The 470-nt window shown below is 57.7% G+C and carries 1 protein-coding gene; it reads left to right on the top strand.

The genetic code is table 11. The features are described 5' to 3' along the window. Positions 1-98 precede the first annotated feature (98 nt). Positions 99-470 (top strand): IS110 family transposase (locus AC1DE4_RS31865; RefSeq protein WP_477884768.1); only part of this gene is annotated, 372 nt, incomplete at its 3' end.

Raw genomic sequence — 470 nt, 5'->3', positions numbered from 1 at the left:
CATTGCCCAGCCGGCCTTAAGCATGCGTAATCGGGCGGTCCCGCAAGAGGCAAGCTCCTAGTACAATCCCGGTTCAACCGCGATGAAGGGAGATGACGATGTTCTATGCTGCTTTGGACGTGTCACTGCGCGCAGTGGCTATCTGCATTATCGATGAGACTGGAAAAGTCAGGCTCGAACGCTCTGTGCCATCGGACGTTCCCGATATTGTCCGCTGCTTCGACGAGTTCGGCGAACCTATCCACGAGGTCGGGCTCGAAGCTGGCACGCTCACTCAGCACCTGACTTACGGTTTGACGGAGGCGGGCTTCGATGTCGTGTGCATGGAGGCTCGCCAAGTCAATGCTGCTCTTTCGGCCATGCGTAATAAGACGGACAAGAACGATGCGCGCGGCATTGCCCAGCTGCTTCGATCGGGTTGGTACAGCCGGGTACATGTGAAGAGCGTCGAAAGCCACTACACCCGAGCG

This window comes from Rhizobium sp. 10N414 (assembly GCF_056394785.1).
This window is presented reverse-complemented; position numbering and strand designations above follow the sequence as displayed.